The sequence below is a fragment of the Microbulbifer mangrovi genome, from assembly GCF_002009015.1.
GTDB lineage: Bacteria > Pseudomonadota > Gammaproteobacteria > Pseudomonadales > Cellvibrionaceae > Microbulbifer > Microbulbifer mangrovi.
The window spans coordinates 61,165-80,022 of sequence record NZ_LZDE01000346.1 but is presented as its reverse complement, the minus strand read 5'-3'; the positions used below and the strand labels follow the sequence as shown (position 1 = coordinate 80,022).

Below are 18,858 nucleotides of genomic sequence, written 5' to 3'. Positions count from 1 at the left end.
GTTTGCCAGTCCGGCTCAGGCGATACGTTTTTGTACCAACTCGAGCACCTTTTGCAGAACACCGTCTATATCGATGTCCGTGCTATCCAGCACTGTGGCGTCTTCCGCCGGTGCCAGTGGGGAGGCTGCGCGGTTCATATCCCGGTCGTCCCGGGCGCGGATGTCCTCCAGCAGGTCGCGGAGGCTAACAGAAACCCCCCTACCCTGCAACTGGTCGAAGCGCCTGCGGGCGCGCTCTTCCGCGCTGGCGGTCAGGAATATCTTGACTGGCGCGTCGGGAAACACCGTAGTGCCCATATCGCGACCGTCAGCCACCAGCCCCGGGGCCGCGCGGAAGTCCCGCTGACGCTGCAGCAGTGCCGCACGCACTGCAGGAACCGCGGCCACCTGAGACGCCGCCATGCTCACCCGCTCCATACGGATATCCCGACTGACATCCTTACCTTCGAGCATTGCAGCAACCTCTCCCCCCGCGATGGCAAAGCGAATATCCAGATTTGCCGCGGTCTCGGCGAGGCGCGCCTCGTCCGCCAGATCCACATCGGCGTTGAGAGCAGCCAATGCAGTCAGGCGGTAAAGTGCACCGCTATCAAGTAGTGCATAGCCCAGCTTGTCCGCCAGCAACTTGGCGATGGTGCCCTTGCCGGAGCCGCTGGGGCCGTCGATGGTGACCACTGGGGCCTTGGGGGTAGCTTCTGTCATAACGATCGGTACTGCTGCTCGCGTGAATATTGCGGATCGGGTTCTAACTTAGCGGTATAGGCTGGCGACGCACTCAGCGCACGTCCAGATTCATACCCGCATTGGTGGCCAGCTCGGCGAAGTTCGGGAACGAGGTCGCCACATTGGCACAGTGCTGGATACGAATATCCGCACCAGAGCGCAGGGCAGCCACGGCGAAAGACATGGCGATGCGGTGATCGCCGAGGCTGTCCACCTCGCCGCCGCCAAATACAGCGCCGTCACCACTGCCACCCTTACCCTGAACCACAATGCCATCCGGGGTCGGCTCGGCGTCAATACCGAGAATCTTGAGGCCATCCGCCATCGCCTGGATGCGGTCACTCTCCTTGACTCGCAGCTCCTCTGCGCCAGTCAGGACTGTCTCACCTTCGGCACAGGCGGCGGCGACAAAAATTGCTGGGAACTCGTCGATCGCCAGGGGAACCTGATCTTCCGGAATATTGATGCCCTTGAGGGGAGCGTAGCGCACGCGGATATCCGCGACCGGTTCACCACCCACTTCGCAGCGATTTTCCAGGGTGATGTCGGCACCCATTTCGCGCAGGATAGTGATAGCACCATCGCGCGTGGGGTTGATTCCCACGTGCTGCAGCAAGACGTCCGAGCCCGGCGCGATACTCGCAGCCACCATAAAGAAGGTTGCGGAGGAAATATCTGCAGGTACATCGATCTGGCAGGCGGACAGTTTGCCGCCACCGGCGAGACTGGCGCGGGCACCATCGCGCAGCACCTCGTAACCAAAGCCTGCCAGCATACGCTCTGTGTGGTCCCGCGTGGGCGCAGGCTCGGTGGTACTGGTTTCGCCATCGGCGTAAAGACCGGCCAGCAGCACACAGGATTTCACCTGCGCACTCGCCATGGGCAAGATGTAATCGATCGCCTTGAGCGCCTTGCCACCCCTGATCTTCAACGGAGGACGACCACCCTCGCCAGTCTCCACCTCGGCACCCATTTCACGCAGCGGATTGGCCACGCGATTCATCGGGCGCTTGGAAAGGGACTCATCACCGGTCAGGGTGACATCAAACTTCTGCCCCGCCAGCAATCCTGCCAGCAGGCGCATGGAAGTACCGGAGTTGCCAACGTACAGAGGCCCCGGAGGCGCCTGCAAGCCATGCATGCCGACACCGTGGATGGTGACGCGGCCATTGACCGGCCCCTCGATCACCACGCCCATATCACGGAAAGACTGCAGAGTGGCCAGCGCATCCTCGCCTTCCAGAAATCCTTCTACCTCGGTGACACCCTCTGCCAGGGAACCCAGCATGATGGAGCGGTGCGACATGGATTTGTCTCCGGGCACCCGCAGTTCACCGTTCACAGCACCGCCCGGCTGGGCGATAAATGTTACTTCCTTCGCTTCCATAGTTTCTGTATACGCTTTTTTGGCCAGCATTTTCGTAAAGTGATCCCGCGCCGCCTTGGCACGGGTAAAAACCCCCATCAGGTGTTCGCTATCGCCGCTGGCAATGGCACTGCGCAGGGACGCCAGATTGGAGGTGTAGAGATCGATGGATTTTAAAATTGCATCCCGGTTGGCAAGCATGATGTCCCGCCACATCACCGGATCACTGGAGGCGATACGGGTGAAGTCGCGAAAACCGCCGGCGGCATAGCGGAAGATATTTTCATTTTCCGCATCGTGCGCCAGGGTATCCACCAGACCAAAGGCAATCACATGGGGAAGATGACTGGTGGCAGCCAGCACTTCGTCGTGTTCCGACACCGGCATGCTCAGCACTTCTGCGCCCACGGCTTGCCACATTGCCTGAATGCGCTGCACATGCTCTGCCCCGGTGCTCTCCTCCGGGGTGAGGATAATGCGGTGAGCAATATAGAGATCGTCGCGCGCGGCAGTAACACCGCTCTGTTCGGAACCGGCAATCGGATGGCCAGGCACCAGGAATTCCGGCACCACACCCCATACATTTTCCGCCGCGGCAACCACACTGCCCTTGACGCTGGCGCCATCGGTGACGGTAACACCGGCAGGTAGTCGATCTTTCAGCTGGGCAAATACCGCTTCCACGGTCAGCGTGGGCACGGAGACGAAAATCACATCCCCCGCCTGAAGTTCCGGCAGCACCTCGGCAATATCGGTAACCGCTCGGTCTACAACACCCAGTGCCAGCGCCTGCTCGCAGGTCTGTGCGCGACGCGCCACACCAATGACCTCGCGACAACCACTGGCCGCCTTCAGACCCAGAGCAAGGCTGCCCCCGATCAGGCCGATGCCGACCACGACCAAGCGCCCCACTACATGGCTATCCGCACCTTCCCCACCTGAGGCCTCCTGCCCGACCAGATTCCCCGCCAGCGACATTTACAGCACTCCGCGGGGATAGGAACCCAGCACTTTCATATCCGATGCGCAGGCACCGACGTCCTTAAGCGCTGCCGCCACATTGTCGCTATCCCGGTGGCCGACGAAATCAATAAAGAAGACGTAGGTCCAGTTACCGGTCTGCGCAGGACGGGTTTCCACCCGGGTCAGATCAATACCGTGAGTCTGGAAAGGCACCAGCAGATCGTGCAATGCACCCGGCTCATTGCGCATGGAAACCATCAGTGAGGTTTTGTCATCGCCACTGGCAGGCACTGCCTGGGAGCCGATGATCAGGAAACGCGTGGAGTTGTCCGGGCGATCTTCAATTTTTTCATTCAGGATCTTCAGCCCGTACAGATCTGCCGCCATATCGCCAGCGATGGCCGCCGCATTCCACTCACCTTTCACCCGCTTGGCCGCTTCCGCATTACTCGCCACCGCGACCCGCTCAACGTTGGGATAATAGGAGTCCAGCCACTTGCGACACTGCGCCAGGCTCTGTGCATGGGAATAAATACGCGTGATGGATTCCTTGCGGGTGATATCCGAAATCATCAGGTGCTGGTGAATCCGCAACTCCACCTCACCACAGATCTTCAGGTTGGAGGTCATGAAGTTGTCCAGGGTGTGATTGACCACGCCCTCGGTGGAGTTCTCTACCGGCACCACGCCGTAATTCACCGCACCGGCCTCCACCTCGCGGAATACCTCATCGATTGCTGCCAGCGGCTTGGATACTGCGGAGTGGCCAAAATGCTTCAGTGCCGCCTGCTGGGTAAACGTCCCCTCGGGCCCGAGGTAAGCCACCTTAATGGGCTCCTCGAGGGCCAGGCACGCAGACATGATTTCGCGAAACAGGCGCGCCATTTCTTCGCCCGTCAGCGGCCCGGGATTGCGCTCCATAGCGCGACGCAACACCTGCGCCTCGCGCTCGGGGCGGTAATACAACGCATCTTCACCGTTGCTCTTTTTCACTTCTGCCACTTCCAGCGCACAATTGGCGCGCTCGGAAATCAGCCGTGCGATATCGCTGTCGATATTGTCGATACGATTGCGCAGTTCGAGCAGACGCTCGCCCTGCGGCGGCTTTTGTTCAGACATATCTCTCGCCTAAATACTGATTCAATATTCGAATTAACCGTTGCGCTGTTCGAAGTCCGCCATAAAGGCCACCAACGCTTCCACCGCCTCCAGCGGAACTGCGTTGTACAGGGAGGCGCGCATACCGCCCACTGAACGATGCCCCTTGAGCGCCAGCAGGCCGGCCTCCTCGGACTCTTTCAAGAACTTCTTGTCGAGACTCTCGTCAGCAAGGACAAACGGTACATTCATCCGCGAACGGCTCTCCACCGACACCGGACTGGAGAAGAAAGCACTGCGATCGAGAAAGCCGTACAGCAGCTGGGACTTTTTCAAGCTCAACTCCGCCATCGCCTCTACACCGCCCTGAGCTTTCAGCCACTTGAACACCAGGCCGGACAGGTACCAGGCAAAGGTGGGCGGCGTGTTGTCCATGGACTGGCCATCTGCGGCGATCTTCCAGCTAAGGCTGCGCGGAATATCCGGCAGCGCACGGTCCAGCAGGTCGTCGCGCACAATGCCCACGGCGATGCCAGATGGGCCGATATTTTTCTGCGCCCCGGCATAGATAAACCCGAACCTCTCTACCGCCAGAGGCTGCGACAGGATCGTAGAGGACATGTCTGCCACCAGCGGACTTTTCACTTCCGGGATATACGGGAACTCGACACCACCAATGGTCTCATTGGGCGTGTAGTGGAAGTAAGCCGCATCATCACTCTCCTGCCAGGCATCCGCCGCAGGTGCATAGGAAAAATTGCGATCTTCCGCTGAAGCGACGATGTTCACCTCGCCGTAGCGCCGCGCTTCCTTGATGGCCTTTTCCGCCCACTGTCCAGTATGGATGTAATCGGCACTCTTGCTGCCGGCACCGAACAGGTTCCAGGGAATTGCACTGAACTGCGCGGTGGCGCCGCCCTGCAGAAACAACACCTTGTAATTACCGGGAATACTCAACAGATCCCGCAGATCCTGCTCGGCAGCTTCCGCCACGGCAGTAAATTCTGGCGACCGGTGGCTGACCTCCATTACCGAACACCCAACGCCCTGCCAATCCAATAGCTCTTCCTGCGCCTGCCGTAAAACTGGCTCCGGCAGCGCCGCAGGACCCGCACAGAAATTAAACTTCCTCATCGACGTACTTCCACAGAAGAAAACAAATGTATGGACACTCTCGAGTAAACCGAAGCGCCCTGAATTAAAAATTCACCAGATAGGCCAATGTCGAAACCCCCAAACGCAAAACAACTCGCCGGGAGTTACAGGCCTTTCGCCCAGAAACAATGCTGACCGCACAAAGCCAAAAAAGGCCGCGAGATTTCGCAGCCTTTTTTGGTGTCAACCAGATTCAGTCATTACTCCTCGGCGGCGCCGTCAGCAGCCGCTTCACCCTCACCTTCGGGGTCATCCGCTTCCTGAATCCGCGCCAAGCCTACCAGGTGCTCACCGCTCTTCAGACGGATAACCCGGACACCCTGAGTGTTGCGGCCGAGGATAGACACCTCGTCGACACGAGTCCGCACCAGGGTACCCTGGTCGGAAATCAGCATGATCTCCTCGCCCGGGTGCACCTGACAGGCACCGACCAGGGCGCCGTTACGCTCGCTTTCCGCGATAGCAATAACACCCTGATTGCCGCGTCCCTTGGTAGGGAAGTCAGCAGTTGCAGTGCGCTTGCCGTAACCGTTTTCGGTAACCATCATCACCGAACCACCCTCTTCCGGGATCACCATGGCGATAACGTAAACCTCGTCGGCCATGCGGATACCGCGCACACCGCGGGACACACGACCCATGGAGCGTACATTCTGCTCGGAGAAGCGCGCGGCCTTGCCGGCACTGGTCAGCAGCAGTACGTCCCGGCTGCCATCGGTAATCGCGGTGGCCACCAGGCGATCGCCCTCTTCCAACTCAATCGCGCGCAAACCAACGCTGCGCGGGCGGGAGAAAGCGGTGAGCGGGGTCTTCTTCACCGTGCCGTTGGCGGTGGCGAAGAAAATAAAGTGGTCTTCGTCGTACTCGGATACCGGCATCAGGCTACTGATACGCTCATCGTCTTCGAGCGGCAACATATTGACCATCGGGCGGCCGCGCGATGCACGACCGGCGGTGGGCACCTCGTAAACCTTCAGCCAATAGACCTTACCTTTGTTCGAGAAACAGAGGATGGTGTCATGGGAGTTGGCGATCAGCAGGTGTTCGACAAAGTCTTCGTCTTTCACCTGGGTGGCGGATTTACCCATGCCGCCACGACGCTGTGCCTGATAGTCGGCCAGCGGCTGGCTCTTGGCGTAACCGCCGTGAGAGATGGTCACCACCTTGTCTTCCGGGGTGATCAGGTCTTCTACGGAAAGATCCTGACGGGAAGCCACGATATCGGTGCGACGGGCATCGCCGTACTCTTTTTCCAGCACTTCGAGCTCTTCGCGGATTACCTGCATCAGGCGCTCCGGGCTACCCAGAATCTCCAGGTACTCGGCGATCTGCTCGAGGCGCTCACTGTATTCCGCCAGCAGCTTGTCGTGCTCCATGCCGGTGAGGCGGTGCAGGCGCAATTCCAGGATGGCCTGGGCCTGGGCCGGGGACAGATAGTAGCTGCCGTCGCGCAGGCCAAATTCCTGCGGCAGGTCGTCGGGTCGACATGCATCGGCACCGGCACGCTCCAGGAACTGCTGCACTTCACCTACCGGCCAGCCCTTGGCCAGCAACGCCTCGCGGGCATCTGCCGGGGTGGCGGAGGCTTTGATCAGCTCAATCACCGGATCGATGTTGGAAATAGCAATCGCCAGACCTTCCAGGATATGCCCGCGCTCGCGCGCCTTGCGCAGCAGGTAAACGGTGCGTCGGGTAACCACTTCCTGGCGGTGGCGAATGAAGTATTCCAGCAGCTGCTTGAGGTTCAACAGCTTTGGCTGGCCGTCCACCAGCGCCACCATGTTGATACCAAACACGCTCTCGAGCTGCGTCTGGGAATAAAGGTTGTTAAGAACAACATCACCCAATTCGCCACGCTTGAGCTCGATAACCACGCGCAGACCGTCTTTGTCAGACTCATCGCGCAGCTCGGAAATACCTTCGATCTTCTTGTCTTTTACCAGCTCGGCAATACGCTCGATCAGGCGTGCCTTGTTAAGCTGGTAGGGAATCTCGTGGATGATGATGGTCTCGCGACCGGATTTCTCATCCCGCAGCACTTCCGCCTTGGCACGGATATAGATTCGTCCGCGGCCGGTGCGGTAGGCCATAAGAATGCCCGCGCGGCCATTGATGATCGCGCCAGTGGGGAAATCCGGACCGGGGATATATTCCATCAGCTCATCAATGGACAGCTCACTGTTATCGATCAGCGCCAGACAGCCGCGCACCACCTCACTCATATTGTGAGGCGGAATGTTCGTAGCCATACCGACCGCAATACCAGAGGAGCCGTTCACCAGCAGGTTCGGCACCCGCGACGGCAGTACTTCCGGCATCTGCTCGGAGCCGTCGTAGTTATCGATAAAGTTGACGGTCTCTTTATCCAGATCCGACAGCAGCTCGTGCGCGAGCTTGTCCATGCGGATCTCGGTGTAACGCATGGCCGCCGCGCTGTCACCATCGATGGAACCGAAGTTGCCCTGGCCGTCGACCAGCATATAGCGAAGGGAGAACGGCTGGGCCATACGCACAATGGTGTCGTACACCGCACTATCGCCGTGCGGGTGGTACTTACCGATCACGTCGCCCACTACACGAGCAGACTTTTTGTAGGGCTTGTTCCAGTCGTTTTTGAGTTCGTTCATGGCGAAGAGCACGCGCCGGTGTACCGGCTTGAGTCCGTCGCGCACATCAGGCAACGCACGGCCCACAATCACGCTCATCGCGTAGTCGAGGTAGGATTGCTTAAGCTCTTCTTCGATATTGATCGGAGAAATTTCTTTGGCTATTTCGCCCATATTTTCAGGCATTCCTTATCGTTAACGCCGCCAGCAAGGGCTGGCCCCCTCAATGCCCCGACGGCATACCCGGCATCGGGCAGCACAGCCAAAGGCTGAGAAACAGGCGGGGCTCACTGGTCACAGCCCCGATCAAGCGGGCGATTCTACCACAACTGGCGCCGCGTAGGACGACTTGTGCAGACTTGTTCACGAGCGCTCTCACCGTTAAAGTCAGCGGCTTTCCAATGGAACAAAAAACACACAATGGCTACCGCAAAAACCCCCGATCAACCCTTCAACGCGAACAAAAAGCAACCGATTGATACCCTGATACATGCCCGCTGGATCATTCCCGTGATCCCCGAACAGCGAGTGTATGAAAATTGTTCGCTAGCCATTGACGACGGCACCATCGTTGCCATCCTGCCCAGGAGCGAAGCGCAGCACCGGTTTACCCCCACGGATGAGCACCACCTGGACGACCAGGTCCTTATTCCGGGGCTGATCAACACCCACAACCACGCCGCCATGAGCTTGTTGCGCGGGTTTGCGGACGACCACCCGCTGATGACCTGGCTGGAAAAACATATCTGGCCTGCGGAACAAAAGTGGGTTGCCCCGGAATTTGTCGGCGACGGTACCCGCCTGGCCATCGCTGAGATGCTCAAAAGCGGCACCACCACCTTCTCCGACCAGTACTTTTTCCCGGAGGCCACCGCTGGCGCCGCCCGCGACGCCGGTATGCGCGCGCAGATCGCCTTTCCGGTAATCGACTTCCCGAATGCCTGGTCCCGAAATGGCTTTGACGCCATCGAGAAAGGCCTCGCCCTGCGTGACGATTACCGATCCCACCCGCGCGTTGGCCTCGCCTTCGCCCCCCACGCGCCCTATACCGTGGGCGACGAAACCCTGAAGAAAATCGCCATTTACGCCGGTGAGCTGGGCATGGCGGTACAGATGCACCTGCACGAAACCGCCGGTGAGGTGGAACGTGCCGTGAACGACACCGGCGAACGCCCCACCCAGCGCCTGCACCGTCTCGGTCTACTGTCGCCTGAAATGCTGTGCGTGCACATGACCGCACTCAATGACGACGACATTACCCTGCTGCAGAAAACCGGCGCCCACATCGCCCACTGCCCGCGCTCCAACCTCAAGCTCGCCTCCGGGTTCAGCCCCGTTGGGAAACTGCTGGCAGCCGGTATCAACGTATCCATCGGCACCGATGGCGCCGCCAGCAATAACGGTCTCGACATGCTGCTCGAAACCAACACCGCCGCCCTGCTGGCCAAGGCCGTCGCCGGCGACGCCGCCACCCTGCCCGCCCACCAGGCCCTCGCCATGGCCACCATCAACGGTGCCCGCGCCCTGGGCATCGACGATGTGACCGGCAGCCTGGAAGTGGGCAAGGCCGCAGACCTGTGCGCGGTGGATTTGAGTGCGCTGGAGCAGCAACCGCTGCACGACCCGCTGTCCCAGCTGATCTACACCGCCAACGGGCACAACGTGCGCAATGTGTGGGTAGCTGGGAAGCAGCTCCTGAAAGAGCGCGAACTGACCACTCTGAACGAGGAGGAACTCAGGCAACGGGCCGGGGTATGGCGTGATAGAATCGCGGGTCGCCTGAACTAGGCAGTTGCTGACATAGTCAGACAATAAGAATCGAAGCTGGTGGTCTCGGTAATCGTTTCCGAGAGCGGCAGCGCCAGCAAAGGTGGGAAAACGGATCCCACAAAGACATTAAGGCCCAAATGACCAACGTAGATCCGGCAGAAATCGCCAAATTCGAACAACTGGCCAGCCGCTGGTGGGACCAGCAGGGTGAATTCAAGCCCCTGCACGAGATCAATCCCCTGCGTGCCAACTATATCGACCAGCGTGCCCCCGTCGCCGGCAAGAAACTGCTCGACGTCGGCTGTGGTGGCGGCATTCTCACCGAAGCCATGGCCCAGCGCGGCGCCCAGGCTACCGGCATCGATATGGGGGAAGCCCCTCTCAATGTCGCCAAGCTGCACGCTCTCGAGAGTGGGGTCAGTATCGACTATCGCCGCCTCCCCGTAGAGGAGCTCGCCGAAAAAGAACCCGGCAGCTTTGATATCGTCACCTGCCTGGAAATGCTCGAACACGTGCCCGACCCAGCCTCCGTCATTCGCGCCTGTGCCAAACTGGTCAAGCCCGGTGGCCACCTGTTCTTCTCCACCATTAACCGCACCCCCAAAGGCTGGTTATTCGCCGTAGTTGGCGCCGAGTATGTCTTGCGTATGCTGCCCAAGGGCACCCACGAATACGGAAAGTTTATCCGCCCGTCAGAACTCGGCCGCTGGGTGCGCGAAGCCGGCCTGCAAAGCCGCGATATCACCGGTATGACCTACAATCCCCTCACCAAGCAGTACAAACTCAACCCGAGGGACGTAGACGTCAATTACCTGATGCACACCACCCGACCCGCAGAATAAATCCAGAAGTACCTATTGATGAAAGCTGTACTGTTCGACCTCGACGGCACCCTGTTCGACACCGCCCCGGACTTTGTGGTGGTACTCAATGAACTGCGCCAACAGGAGCAACTCCCACCGCTCGCGGACAACACCATTCGTGAAGTGGTCTCCAATGGTGCCCGTGCAATGGTGCGCCTCGGGTTCGGTGTCGACGAGGGACAGACCGGGTTCGACCAGCTGCGCGAGCGGCTCCTCGACCTGTATCTCGCACATCTGGCCAAGCACACGGTGCCCTTCCCGGGGATCGAAAAACTGCTGAACCAGCTGGCAGAATATGGAATAGCCTGGGGTGTGGTCACCAACAAGCCTTCCGCCTACACCATTCCACTACTACAGGCATTTGCGCACCTGCCCACACCGGGCGCAGTTATCTGCCCGGACGACGTCACCAACCGCAAGCCCGACCCCGAGCCCATTCTGCTCGCCTGTAGCCGGATCGGCTGCGAGCCGTCTGAAGCAATTTATGTGGGTGATCACGTGCGTGACATCCAGGCTGGGCGCGCCGCGGGCATGCCTACCGTCGCCTGCAGCTACGGCTACGTCGACAGCGGTGACGACCCGGAAAACTGGAACGCCGACCACCTGATACACGACGCCAGCGAAATCTGGCCGCTCATCCAGCAACACTACCTGAACAAGCCATGATCGCTGCCGCCACCCGGCAAGCGAACATCGAAATCCGCAATAAAAAGACGAGCTCGACCATTGATGTCTGAAACCATCACCGACTACAACGCACCCGCAGACCTGCTTAAAGACAAGGTCATCCTCGTTACCGGCGCCGGAGACGGCATTGGACGGGTGGCTGCGAAGACCTTCGCAGCCCACGGTGCCACCGTAATTCTTCTCGGCCGTACCGTGCCGAAACTGGAAGCGGTTTACGACGAGATTGAAGCCGCGGGCGGCGCCAAGCCCGCCATCCTGCCAGTGGACCTGGCCGGCGTGAAATGGGAAGAGCTTGAATATCTGGCTCAGGGCGTCGACCAGGAGTTCGGCCGCCTGGACGGCCTGCTGCACAACGCCGGTGTACTCGGCCAACGCACACCGATTGCCAACTACCACTACGCCACCTGGCAACAGGTGATGCAGATCAACGTGAACGCCGCCTTCGGCCTCACCAGGGCCATGCTGCCTCTGCTGGAAGAGTCCAAGGCGGGATCAGTGATCTTCACTGGCTCCGGCGTCGGCCTGAAGGGCCGCGCCTACTGGGGCGCCTACTCCGTATCCAAATTCGCCACCGAAGGCATGATGCAGGTGCTGGCAGATGAAGTGGAAGGCGTATCGAACATCCGCGTCAACAGCATCAACCCCGGCGCCACCCGCACAAATATGCGCGCCGCCGCCTACCCGGCCGAAGACCCGCAAAGTGTCACCACTCCGGAAGACATCATGCCCACCTATCTCTACCTGATGGGTGACGACAGCATTGGTGTCAACGGCAAGCAGTTCAACGCGCAGGGCTGATCCCAATCGTCAGACGGCGCCGTAACAACAACTCCTTAAGAGACTCCGTTCGCACTTATCGCAATCCCATTGGGCCCCGGGTGGTGGCGCGGAAACCCCGTGATTACACTTTCCGAGGCCCGGCTGCATCCCTATCTGCCTGCCGCGCACCCAAACAATCATCGCGCCCAATCGGCGAGGGGGATATGAACACGTCACTCGCGAACGAACTCGGATCCCTGGCCAGCGAATCCCGCAACCCGGATACACAGGATATCGACCTGTTGCCGACTCTGGGCATCCTCGAAAAAATCAATGATGCAGACAGCGGGGTGCCCGCTGTCGTCCGACAATGCCTTCCCGATATCGCCCGCGCCGTAGATGCCGTGGTCACTGCCTTCAAAAGCGGCAGCCGCCTGATTTATATGGGCGCGGGTACCAGCGGTCGTATCGGGCTGCTGGACGCCGTGGAATGTCCGCCGACTTACGGTGTGCCGGAGGGGATGGTCATCCCCTTGATTGCCGGTGGCGAGGCCGCCGTACACCGGGCCCAGGAAGGGGCGGAAGACAGCCCGGAACTGGGCGAAGAAGACCTGAAGGCCATCGGGCTAAAGAGCAACGATGTGGTGGTGGGTATCGCCGCAAGCGGGCGCACCCCTTACGTTTCCGGTGGGTTACGCTATGCGCGCAGTCTTGGCTGCACCGCGATCGCCTTGGCCTGCAACAAGTCGGCGGTGATCGCCAAAGACGCGGATATCGCGATATTGCCTGAAGTAGGACCCGAGGTACTTACCGGCTCCACACGCATGAAGGCGGGTACAGCACAGAAGCTGGTACTGAATATGATCACCACCGCGAGCATGATCCGCATCGGCAAAAGTTTTTACAACCTGATGGTGGATGTGAAGGCTACCAACCAGAAGCTGGTGGATCGCACCCGCCGCATCGTAGTCGAAGCGACCGGGGTATCCTACGAGGAAGCAGACCACATACTGGAGCAGTGCGATCACAACGCCAAGCTGGCGATCATGGTGATCCTGAGCGGACTGGAACGCGCGCCAGCGGAGGCAGCGCTGGAAAATGCGGATGGATTTCTTCGCCTGGCGCTACAGAACCTCGGCGCAAAGGGCCGTCCAGCCTAGTTGTGGCCTGAGCAGCTTGCTCAAGAAGCGCCCTCAGGCAGATACTTTGGGCCGCTCATAAAAAAACCCGGGAAAACCCGGGTTTTTTTAAGCCTGCAAAGCAGCCATGAGTCCGCAAAAGCGCTGGCGATTACTCCGCGGCGGATTCCATATCCTCGGCAACCTCTGCAACTTCGTCCGCCACTTCTTCAACGACTTCCTCAGCGGCTTCAGATGTTTCGTCGAGCGCGTGCCCCATGGCTTCCGGCACATCGGCAAACACATCCCCCTCGACGGAAGCCATCATGTCGTCGGCAGACTTTGCAGCCTCGGCACCGGCGGTTTCCGCCTCGGCGACCGCGGCTTCCATTTCTTCGACAATCACCTCTTCCCCAGTAACGGATTCTGGCGCGGCGTTATCCAGGTTTGTGTAATAGAAGTATCCGCCGATGGCGGCAATGGCTATGGCGGGAACGACAAGTTTTTTCATTTCCAACCCCTGAAAGTGTTGATTTATGATTATTTTCTAATAGTGCAGCATCACCATTTTTCCATGCCGAGCCCGGCGGAAATGTGACCAGCAACTCAATTTGGATTGTGCGACGCCCGCTGCTGGGGCAGAATCTTTAGAACTCAACGATCACAACTGACATTATGAGAAAAATGACACAAGCCCGCCTTCTCCCCACCTCCCTGATCCTGACCGCGACGGCCGTCGTCACACTCGCTGTAACGCCCATGGCCAACGCCGACTCCCTGCAGGCACAACTGCAGCAGTGCAGTCAGTTCAGCAACGATAAAAAGCGCCTTGCCTGCTATGACAAACTCACCGGCAGCCTGCAACAACATGCCGAAAAACAATTCGGTCAGGAACAGAAACAGGCGGTTGAAGAGGCACCAGAATCCATCACCGCAACCATTACCAAGGTCGATGACGGGGCCTACGGCAAACTTATCTTCACCCTCGACAACGGCCAGGTGTGGCGCCAGACAGACACCAAGCGCTCAATATTGCGTGACGGCGACCAGATTAGCATCGAGCGCGGTGCGTTCGGCTCCTTCCTGATGCGCAAGGCCACCGGTGGCCGCTCGATGAGAGTAAAGCGGGTCAAATAGCAGTTTTTGCCGACGCGCGGAAAATAATCGTTATGACCACGTCGAACTGGCGTGGTTATAACCAAAACTTCTACCCTTTTCTTTTTTCACTTCGTTTTTCTCTGTCAGCGCTGTCTTACACCCGTTATTTTTCACAGAAAACCTGCTGGTCGGCCTTTTTCCGGCGCAACTTTCAACCATCATCTATATTCAACTTGTCTGCATGGCAATTTGTACGCCATGTCTCGATCCTGCGAAAGGACGACGCCGGTGATTTACGGCAGGCAGGCGGTCACAAAGGCTACACCGCTCTGCCACAAGCATAAGGTTCAGACTTTGTCCCGAGTAAACATCGACTCAAGGGATGACCAATGGCTGAAGGAAAATAGCAACAATCTCGCCGGAGATGACTTCTCTCAGGAAGACCCGGCGCAACCCATACAGACCCGTGCGGAACCTCGTGAAGAGGAAAGTGCATCCAGCGAATCAACGGGGGAAAGTGTCAGTACACCGATGCAGAACTACCTCAAGCATCTGTACCGGCTCGACCTGTTGACTCCGGAAGAGGAAAGCGCAACGACCAGCCTGCTCCGCGAACTGGAGGACAAAATTATCGCCCTGCTGCAAAAACGCGGGGTCACCCTGGTAGACCTGCGCAGTGAGGGCGTGGAACAGCGCGGTAGTACCGGCGCATACGATCACGGTCTGATTATCGCCAAGGCCTCGGAGCTGCTGGCAACCGGCAAAATTTCCCAGAGGGACCGCAGTTCACTGCAAAACCTGATGAAGCGCTTCAAGGCCCAGCGTAAAAAGCTCATCCAGTGTAATTTACGGCTGGTGATCGCGATCGCCAAACGCTTCCGCAATCCGTCAGTACCGTTTATCGATCTGATTCAGGAGGGCAATGTCGGTCTGATGAAGGCCATCGAGCGCTTCAAGCCACAGATGGGATACCGTTTTTCCACTTACGCCTACTGGTGGATCCAGCAGGAAATCCAGCTCACCCTGCGGCGCAATGACGATCTGGTGCGCCAGCCCGCCAATGTGCAGGACGACCTGCGCAATATTTATCGGGCCATCAACCAGGTGCGTGCCGAGGGGCTGCCGGCCTCCGACGAAAATATCGCCAAGCAAACCGGACTCGATCTGGAACGAGTGCAGAGCCTGTTAAAGCTACCCGGCCCTACCGGTTCACTGGACGACCCGATTTCGGATGACCAGAGCAGCACCAGGCTAGATTATGCGCCTGCCAATGAGCTGTTTAACACCGATGAACTGGTGTCCAATCAGGAGCTGGCTCAGCGCCTGCGGGAAGCGGTAGACAAGCTACCACCGAGGCAACGCACGGTGCTTAGCCTGCGTTACGGCCTTATTTCCGACCGCGACTGCTCCTTCCGTGTCATCGGCGAGCAGCTCGGCCTGAGTCAGGAACGTGCGCGACAGCTGCACTCGGACGCGCTCAGGCAACTTAAACGACAGTGGCGCTGACCCGGAGAAATCTATCTCCGGTGAAATCCGGTCAAACCGAGCAAGCCCTGCACCTTCTCGTACGGAGGTGTGGGGCTTGCCAATGCCCTATTTCCGGCTAACCTTGCAATGACCAGCCTCTAACAGCAATAACTGGCGATTTGAATTATGCCTCTCTCTCGAACTGCGGCCGCCCTGATACGCCGCGTCTTCCCCAGCCTGATGATTGCCGGTGTCCTAATTGGCCCAACAGCGCATGCAGGGGACGTGTTGCAGGAAGGCTCGCAGGAACTGATCCTGAGTGGGGGCAAGGGAATCGGCAACGCGCTCATCCAGCAAAATTCCACCGCTGGTGCCGATCTGGTAGGCGCGAACTGGTCGTATCTGTTTTATGACTACCCCAGCGAACACCACTTCCAATGGTGGGCCCAGGTCAGCTACAGCTATATGTGGCGGGACTACCGCGGACGGGATCAAAAACAGCATATCTGGGAATTGAAGCCGGTATTGCGCTGGTATCCACGCAGAGAAGCGCAGGGGCTTTTTGGAGAAATCGGTGTGGGCGCCGCCTACCTGGATGAGCGCAGCTTCGGCGCCGTCGACCTTTCCACCAACCTCAATTTTTCCCTGCATTTTGCCACGGGTTATACCCTGCAGAGTGGCAATACAATCTCACTGCGATACAGCCATTTCTCCAACGGCTACACGAATACCCCCAACCCGGGTTTCGACTTTGCCTCACTGAACTGGCACACCAGTTTTTAGGCTAATTAGCCGTTGGCGAAGCAACAAAACCGTCACACATCGATAAAAAACCTGTCATACCACCGACAGATAATGGAGCCTCACTGAACGCCCAACGCGGCGATAGGAAGGGCGCCGTACAGATAGTTACGTATCCGTAAATATCCTGCCTGAATCTTGTTGATATATTCCCGAACGGCGCACCAGAGACAGCGGATGTGTAGCCCCATGATTCAGACTATCTGTCACCTGATCGCCAGCCGGGAGCACGGCGGCCTTGAAAAGCATGTCGCCGACCTTTCACGCTGGCAGGCGTGCAACACCAACGCCCGGGTAGCGGTAATCGCCCACCCCAGATACCTCACAACCCTTGATGAGCGCATTCAATTCATTCCTCTGAATACCGATCGCAGCCGACACCATCCCAATCTGGTTTGGAGACTTGCCAATCTAATCCGCAAAGGCGAATACCAGATCGTCCACGGACACGGCTCCAAATCGGCGCAATTACTGGCCGCGGTGCAACCCTACACGGAAACCCGACAGGTAATTACACGGCACAATGTCCGGCACCCGCGAGACAAACTTGCCAGCGCCTTTGATGCGCGTATCGCCATCAGTAACGCCACAGTCGCAAATTCCAAGCTCGACTGGAACATCATTCACAATGGCGTTGAGCTGGTCACACCCGCCGCGAACGCATCTCTCCAGAACTCCCTGCCAAACGACAAACCCAGGTTGCTCGTGGCGAGTCGCCTGATCAAGGCACGCAATGTAGATTTACTGATCGAAGCCATGCAACGGCTTCCGGAATGCAGGTTGATGGTGCTGGGGGATGGTCCGGAAAAAGAAACCTTGCGCAATCAGGTTTCGGAACTCGGGCTCGAGCAGCGAGTGACATTTTTCACCGGCGACAACACTGTCGCCAACTTCATTGAGATGGCCGATTTAGTGGTTATTCCGGGGGCGGTAGAAGGAACTCCCTATACCCTGATAGAAGCGTTGCTACACCGAAAACCCGTGATAGCGAATCGCAGTGGCAACGCCATTGACTACCTGCCCAGCGAATATTTGCTGGACAACCTCGAGCCGAGGCATATCGCTGAAAAAATTGACAGAGCACTCTCGCGCGCGAACATCGAGCAGGACTTTGGCCCGCTGTTTGAGCGGGCCGGGGAAGAGTTCACGCTGGAATCTATGGCCAGGGCTACGTGGCAGGTTTACTCGCAGCTGATCGCCTGAAGGTCGTTAAACCATTCCACTGCGCGCGACGTTGTCTCGGTGAGACTGAATCCAGAAAAATCCAGCGGCCCCGGATTCTGCAGGATATCCCTGGTGATCGCCGCCAGTGCATCGAGCCGCGCAACCGCGGTGCCAGCGGCAGTTTCATCCAGTACGCCCTGGGGGAAACAGTGTTTCAGCAACTCAACTCCGGTCCCACCAAGGGCGACCGCAGGACACCCCATTGCCAGGGATTCCGCCACCACACGGCCGCTCGGACGCTGTGCCGCAGAGCGATCTCCGGCGAGATCAAACGTGATACGCGCGCTGGCATAGAGTTCCCGCATATCCCGCCGCGGCCCCAGAAATAATACGTACTCCGATAGACCCATAGTCGCCGCGCGTTGCTCCAGGGCACGGACAAATTTCTCCTGCCCGGGCGAGATGTCTCCCACGATCAAGCCGAAAATATCCTGCCGCTCCTGCTTGAGCACCGCCAATAGCTCTAGAAACTGCTCCTGCCCTCTTCCCGGGCCTATGGGACCGGGCAACAACAGCCAATTGCGCTCTTCCAGCTGCGGGAAATCATTCAGCATACGGTGATGCCAATGGCCGGAAACCGGTGCATTTTTGTCCAGTTCACGCGTGTTCACACCGCGATACAGGGTGCGCAACGCCCGGGCGTCCGCGTAGCGCTGAGACACCTGCTGCCCCAGGCCGTCGGAAGCCGACAGGACCAACTCCCCCCGCACCAGCGCCGCATTCACGCGACGCTTGCGGAACAGGCCCGTCGTTGGCCACTGGTGAACGCTGGTGACCAGTCGCGGGCGCTGCCCGGCTGGCAGGCGCTTTACTGCCTGGGCACCGTGCCAGGCACACTGAGCACCGCGACATAGCAGGATGTCCGCATCCAGCGCCTTCAGCTGCTGGCGTAACTTGCGGTGTAATCTCCCATTCAGCCACTTCCTCTGATTCACAGGCATTTCGACATGCTGACAATTGTGCAGGGTCAGCCGAGAAACCAGCGCCCCTCCCGCGGATATCACTGCGGACTCATGCCCCAGACGGACGAGTTCAACAGCGAACTCCAGTGCTTCCTGTGCCAACTCTCCCTCATCGAGAGATGGCACCAGTTGTACAATCCGCATAATGGTTAACGCCTCAAATCCCTGTAAATCGTTCGAATTATTTCCTACTGACTG

Annotated in this window: 17 protein-coding genes; 10 read left to right on the top strand and 7 right to left on the bottom strand. The window is 58.7% G+C overall.

What is annotated here, in order from left to right; genetic code table 11:
- Window positions 1-15 precede the first annotated feature (15 nt).
- The 5 genes from cmk to gyrA form a co-directional block, all read right to left on the bottom strand.
- Window positions 16-702: a (d)CMP kinase gene (cmk, locus tag B4U49_RS18010; RefSeq protein ID WP_078085999.1), complete on the bottom strand. Its 687-nt coding sequence runs from the start codon at window positions 700-702 to the stop codon at window positions 16-18.
- Between the two features lie 73 nt (window positions 703-775).
- On the bottom strand, window positions 776-3,067 hold the full coding sequence (locus B4U49_RS18005) for a bifunctional prephenate dehydrogenase/3-phosphoshikimate 1-carboxyvinyltransferase (RefSeq protein WP_193432864.1): 2,292 nt from the start codon (window positions 3,065-3,067) through the stop codon (window positions 776-778).
- Complete coding sequence (gene pheA / locus B4U49_RS18000; RefSeq protein WP_078085998.1) at window positions 3,068-4,171, bottom strand: prephenate dehydratase; 1,104 nt, start codon at window positions 4,169-4,171, stop codon at window positions 3,068-3,070.
- Between the two features lie 33 nt (window positions 4,172-4,204).
- Window positions 4,205-5,284, bottom strand: a complete 1,080-nt coding sequence (gene serC / locus B4U49_RS17995; RefSeq protein WP_078085997.1) for a 3-phosphoserine/phosphohydroxythreonine transaminase — start codon at window positions 5,282-5,284, stop codon at window positions 4,205-4,207.
- A 221-nt stretch (window positions 5,285-5,505) separates the two neighbouring features.
- Window positions 5,506-8,085 (bottom strand): DNA gyrase subunit A, encoded by a 2,580-nt coding sequence (gyrA, locus tag B4U49_RS17990; protein WP_078085996.1) that lies wholly within the window; start codon window positions 8,083-8,085, stop codon window positions 5,506-5,508.
- A gap of 246 nt (window positions 8,086-8,331) precedes the next feature.
- Between gyrA and B4U49_RS17985 the strand changes: the two genes are divergently transcribed.
- From B4U49_RS17985 to murQ, 5 genes are all read left to right on the top strand, one after another.
- Entirely contained in the window at window positions 8,332-9,699 is a 1,368-nt protein-coding gene (locus B4U49_RS17985; protein ID WP_078085995.1) for a TRZ/ATZ family hydrolase, read from the top strand.
- A gap of 119 nt (window positions 9,700-9,818) precedes the next feature.
- Window positions 9,819-10,523: a bifunctional 2-polyprenyl-6-hydroxyphenol methylase/3-demethylubiquinol 3-O-methyltransferase UbiG gene (ubiG, locus tag B4U49_RS17980; RefSeq protein WP_078085994.1), complete on the top strand. Its 705-nt coding sequence runs from the start codon at window positions 9,819-9,821 to the stop codon at window positions 10,521-10,523.
- Window positions 10,524-10,541: 18 nt separating this feature from the next.
- Window positions 10,542-11,210: an HAD family hydrolase gene (locus tag B4U49_RS17975; protein WP_078085993.1), complete on the top strand. Its 669-nt coding sequence runs from the start codon at window positions 10,542-10,544 to the stop codon at window positions 11,208-11,210.
- A 63-nt stretch (window positions 11,211-11,273) separates the two neighbouring features.
- Window positions 11,274-12,029, top strand: coding sequence for a YciK family oxidoreductase (locus B4U49_RS17970; RefSeq protein WP_078085992.1), 756 nt, complete (start codon window positions 11,274-11,276; stop codon window positions 12,027-12,029).
- A 185-nt stretch (window positions 12,030-12,214) separates the two neighbouring features.
- Window positions 12,215-13,150, top strand: coding sequence for an N-acetylmuramic acid 6-phosphate etherase (gene murQ, locus B4U49_RS17965; protein WP_078085991.1), 936 nt, complete (start codon window positions 12,215-12,217; stop codon window positions 13,148-13,150).
- Between the two features lie 130 nt (window positions 13,151-13,280).
- On the opposite strand, the gene B4U49_RS17960 is transcribed toward murQ, so the two are convergent.
- Complete coding sequence (locus B4U49_RS17960; protein WP_078085990.1) at window positions 13,281-13,619, bottom strand: hypothetical protein; 339 nt, start codon at window positions 13,617-13,619, stop codon at window positions 13,281-13,283.
- Window positions 13,620-13,792: 173 nt separating this feature from the next.
- On the opposite strand from B4U49_RS17960, the gene B4U49_RS17955 reads away from it, so the two are divergent.
- From B4U49_RS17955 to B4U49_RS17940, 5 genes are all read left to right on the top strand, one after another.
- The gene (locus tag B4U49_RS17955) at window positions 13,793-14,245 is read left to right on the top strand and encodes a hypothetical protein (RefSeq protein ID WP_143735738.1); all 453 of its coding nucleotides are present in this window, start codon (window positions 13,793-13,795) and stop codon (window positions 14,243-14,245) included.
- Between the two features lie 32 nt (window positions 14,246-14,277).
- Complete coding sequence (locus B4U49_RS18930) at window positions 14,278-14,550, top strand: hypothetical protein (protein ID WP_143735737.1); 273 nt, start codon at window positions 14,278-14,280, stop codon at window positions 14,548-14,550.
- 10 nt (window positions 14,551-14,560) lie between these two features.
- Entirely contained in the window at window positions 14,561-15,712 is a 1,152-nt protein-coding gene (locus B4U49_RS17950; protein WP_078085988.1) for a sigma-70 family RNA polymerase sigma factor, read from the top strand.
- A gap of 147 nt (window positions 15,713-15,859) precedes the next feature.
- Entirely contained in the window at window positions 15,860-16,456 is a 597-nt protein-coding gene (locus B4U49_RS17945; protein ID WP_078085987.1) for an acyloxyacyl hydrolase, read from the top strand.
- Between the two features lie 207 nt (window positions 16,457-16,663).
- Window positions 16,664-17,677, top strand: a complete 1,014-nt coding sequence (locus B4U49_RS17940; RefSeq protein ID WP_158078652.1) for a glycosyltransferase family 4 protein — start codon at window positions 16,664-16,666, stop codon at window positions 17,675-17,677.
- On the opposite strand, the gene B4U49_RS17935 is transcribed toward B4U49_RS17940, so the two are convergent.
- Window positions 17,656-18,804: a glycosyltransferase gene (locus tag B4U49_RS17935; protein ID WP_158078651.1), complete on the bottom strand. Its 1,149-nt coding sequence runs from the start codon at window positions 18,802-18,804 to the stop codon at window positions 17,656-17,658. The genes B4U49_RS17940 and B4U49_RS17935 overlap by 22 nt on opposite strands.
- Between the last annotated feature and the right edge of the window lie 54 nt (window positions 18,805-18,858).